Source organism: Cytophagia bacterium CHB2 (genome assembly GCA_030263535.1).
Taxonomy (GTDB): domain Bacteria; phylum Zhuqueibacterota; class Zhuqueibacteria; order Zhuqueibacterales; family Zhuqueibacteraceae; genus Coneutiohabitans.
In genome coordinates this window covers 1-4,137 of record SZPB01000467.1, presented here as the reverse complement: position 1 = coordinate 4,137, position 4,137 = coordinate 1, and the positions used below count along the sequence as shown (strand labels likewise).

General features: G+C 55.8%; 3 protein-coding genes. All 3 read right to left on the bottom strand.

The window, feature by feature from the left end:
* A partial coding sequence (locus FBQ85_27335) for a hypothetical protein (protein MDL1878846.1) occupies positions 1-1,197 on the bottom strand: 1,197 nt, incomplete at its 3' end.
* A gap of 543 nt (positions 1,198-1,740) precedes the next feature.
* Positions 1,741-3,546: a type IX secretion system membrane protein PorP/SprF gene (locus FBQ85_27330; protein ID MDL1878845.1), complete on the bottom strand. Its 1,806-nt coding sequence runs from the start codon at positions 3,544-3,546 to the stop codon at positions 1,741-1,743.
* A partial coding sequence (locus FBQ85_27325) for a hypothetical protein (protein MDL1878844.1) occupies positions 3,546-4,137 on the bottom strand: 592 nt, incomplete at its 5' end. The genes FBQ85_27325 and FBQ85_27330, both read right to left, overlap by 1 nt.

The following is a 4,137-nucleotide window of genomic DNA, read 5'->3' as shown; positions in this document are numbered from 1 at the left end:
CTCCACTTCGTGCTTCACGGTTTCCCACCACGACAAAAAGATTTGATAAAACTCCTGGGTGCGGTGATCCGAGGCTTCGCGCAATTCCGATCCGAAACGATGAATCGATTTCTCGCCGGGCAAACGCGCCAGCGTGCCGACGCGCAAAAAATTGCTTTGCTTTTTGAAGCCTTGATCGATGAGATAGGTTATTTCATCGCCTTCGGCCAGGCAAACGCGTATCTCGTAGGTCGCATCAACGCAGAGCAGAAAAATTTCGAACCGGCGGCCGCCGACCACGAATGTTTCGGAAGCCGTAAGATTGCCGGGCTGATAGCCCATGAAGCGATCGACCACCTCCGACAAATCGCGCGGATGCTTGCGCATCCATTCCGCCAGGGCCTGGTAAATCGGCGTAAAATTGCGGTAATTCCCGCCAAAATCCTGCAAGTTTTTGAGTTCGACTTTGACGGAGCCGCCTCCGCCCGCGCCACGCGCCGGGCCTCGACCTGTTCCGCTTCCCGGCACTCCCAAACCGGCATCGCCGGCGCCATTGCCCAAGCTCTGCCCAATTCCTGCGCCGCTGCCGCCGGTGCCGACACGAATGCCTTCACCCGTTTCATTTCTTCCGCCGAAGCCGCGGCCTCGACCTTCACCGGGCAAGGCCGTGGTCGCGTCCAAGCCGCCGAGATCAAGACTACCATTACCCAACTCTGTGTCCCATGAAGACGCCAGATCCGTGCTGCCCACCGTCGGCGTGCCGGTGACGGTGCCGCGACCGGCGCCGGCAAGTTTGGGTTGCGAAAGGATCGGCTGGCCCGCGCCCAAATCGCCCAATTCCGCTGCGAGATCAATGCGTTGCGGCACGCCAGGGCTGCCGCCCGGCTCGGCGACTACGCGGCCAACATTCACAGCTTGTGCATTTGTACTGCCTCCCCCGCCGGTTGCAGACGCGCCTGCCGGAGCTATGGGCGGCGGCGCAACGGCAAGCTCTTGCTGAATGTTGACTTTTTCATAAAGCTCGGGATACAATTGAATGCGAACCTCGCGGGGCGCAGCTTCTTCGGGAAAAAATCGGGCATAGCCCATGTATGCGCCCAGCGCGGCAAAATGCATCACACAGGCAATCACAAGCCCCCACGTCAGATACTTGCGGTAATTCTGCTTAAGCTCGGGCGCGCCGTATTTGAAAAATGATGTAACGCTAAGATCCAACATGATCGTGTCCTGCCAAATTTTTGTGCTACCTGCCAAAGAGTTGCCAAGTATGCTGCCGGTGTACTGTTACCTTGAAAAATTTATCCCTCTTTGAATGTCATCCAGCAGTGAGCTTGTGAAGTTGCAGGCAAATCGCCGGGTACTTCACACGATTCGTCTGAATGACATTTCGAAGGAGCTACTCCTAAAAATTAAGGATTCTCGCTTAAATAACTTGCCCATATCACAAACCGCGAATGGACGCTAATAAACGCGAATTTTGAAATTAGCGAATATTCGCGTTCATTCGCGGTTTCAAAAATGAGTAAGTTATTTAAATGGCACTCCTAAGGTACCAGCGTACTAGTTTTTGATACCGCGATTCGTTTCGTCGTTGTGCTTAAAATTTCTGCGGCATTCCCCCAACGCGGACTCACTATGTCAAGTTAAAAAAATCTCCAACGGATAGAAAAAACCAGCGGATGAAAGAAACTTTATCAGTTGGTTTTTTCAATCCGTTGGAAAAATCTTTGCTTTTTTTGCAAAGATTCAACTTTTAAGAGACTAGCGCTGCAAAATCACTTCAACGGCATCTGCCGGCTCGGTGGCGCCGTCGAATTTGCGCTTGACTTCGATCTTCACCGTGCGTTGCAATTTGCGCACATACAAACGCCGTTGTGGAGATTTCGCTTTGACTCCGTCTGCGCCCTCCCACGTGATAAAATAATGATAAAAGCCGGGCGCGATGGTTTTGCCGTTTTTCGCCTGCCAATTCCACACGATTTGATTGGGCAAGCGCCCCTGTCCCGTCATCTGCCACACGGGTTGGCCGTCAGCCGCTTCAACCACCAATTCCCATTTCTTGGGCGGCGTGTAAAAATGCGTGCTGGTAATTTGGAAAACTGCCGCAGCAGGCGAAAGCGAAATCATTTCCTCTGCCGGCACGATGGCGCGGCGGCCCACACGGCGATAAAAACGCAAACTGTCCTGCACGCTGTCAAAACGCGGCAACCCGACTTGTAAATCACCCAACGTTGATTTGCTCAGATAATTTTTGAGCGCAAGCGCGCGCGGCAATGACATCGAATTGGCCACGATCGTGGCACCGGTGGCTGGTGTTTTCGTCAAGCTGCGCGAAAGCTGCCCGAGCGATTGGCGATAAAACGTCGAATAACTGCCGGCAAGCTGCGCCGTGGTGTCGGAAAGGTCCACGGCACTCACCGGCTGCAAGGCAGAGGAAGCGGTCAGCGTACTGTCAAGCGTGCCGAGATTATAAACCGACAACGCAGCCAGCGCATGCGCCGGCACATCGGGCGCGATCACGCGCTCGATCCGCTGCGCAATAATGTTAAGCTCTTCTGCTTCGGCCTTGACCAGCGCGCGCGCGGCGGTCAGAAAAAAATCCGGCGGCGCTTGAAAGGGATAACTGAAGCGCGGCGCTTCTTCGATTTGAGGCAGGCGCAACACGCGGTCAAATTCCACCACAAAAGCGAATTCATGTGAACCGAGCGAGTTGCCGCTCAGCTCGTTGGTAGGATAATCAAATGTATAATTCAAACTGATCGGGCCATAAACCCGGCCCCGGCCTTCGAGCTGAAAACCGTTTTGATTCAGCGCCAGACGCGCAAAGCCCAATTCGGGCTTGCTCATTTCCACAAAACCGCCGGTCTGGAATTCGCCATGCGCGCGTGTGGTGAAGAACGACGTCTGCACATTGCCCAGATGAAAATTCAGCGCCAGATGGTTTTCCGCTTTCAGCGGAATTGCCGGCGCGCCGAGCGCGAGATTCGGTTGATTGATATGATCGCGGCTCAACGCAAACGACACAAACGGCAACGGCCAGATCGTGACGCCGGCGCCAAGGTCGAGCGCGGTTTTGCCGCGGCTGCGTGCAAACACCGGATCATTGGCATCGATCAACACGAATTCACTTTGATCGTATTGCTGCGAAAACAAGCCCGCCTTCACCCCCACCGCAACAATCGGCGACAAACGGCGGCTCAACGCCACGCTGAAGTAGCTTTGATTATAAAGCGGCAACGACAGATTTTGCGCATGCGCGGCGAAGCCCAGCTCTTTCGGCAGCCAATGCGGCAACACCAGCGAAGCATAATTCAAACGGAATTGCGAGGCGGCGCCGTCCACAAAGCCGAGATGATAAAAGCGCATGCCGAGCTGCAACATGCTGCGCTGATAGCTCGGGGCCGCCGGGTTGCTCAGGCTGGCGTGCGCGCTCCACAGATCAATGGGCTTCGGCTCGAGCAAATTTTGCGAAAAGGCCGGCATGGTCAACAACAGCGCGGCCAGAGTCAGTGTGAGTTTTCTCGAAAGCATCGTATGTTGGTTCGAATATGTTTGTCGTGCCGGCATCAACGCGCAAGCACGATGTAACCGGAGGCGATCTTTTTGCCCCGATCCGTCAGCAAATAAAGATAGGGCCCGGGATATTGCGGCTCACCGCTTTCACTCTTCCCGTTCCAGCGAAATTCCACGGCGCGGGTTGCGTTAAATGCGCGCAACAACTCGCCACGCAGGCCAAAGATCTTCAACTCCAATTCCTGGCCTTCGAAATCACGCAGATCGAAAATCACTTCATCATTATAGCCGTCGGCATTGGGCGTGAAGGGGTTCGGGGCGACGGCCAGTTCACCGGCTTCGACAACGAGCTGCTCCGCGCCATCGCCGACAAGCTCGGCCTGCGGATCAACTTCGTCGGCACCGACTTCTCGGGCCTGCTGGCGCAGACCGCCTCCCGGCGGTTCGACGTGGCGTCCTCGTCGATCACCACCACCGACGCCCGGCGCCGCACCGTCGGGTTCACCAACGGCTACGACTTCGGATACTTCTCGCTCGTCGTGCCCACCGGTTCTCCCATCACCGGTTTCGGCCAGCTCGCACCCGGTCAGCGCATCGGCGTGGTGCAGGGCACCGTGCAAGAGGCGTACGTCATCGACACCCTGC

Excerpts from the sequence above, each read along its gene's own strand:
- FBQ85_27330 (MDL1878845.1), bottom strand. The coding sequence starts at position 3,546 with ATGCCGGCACGACAAACATATTCGAACCAACATACGATGCTTTCGAGA.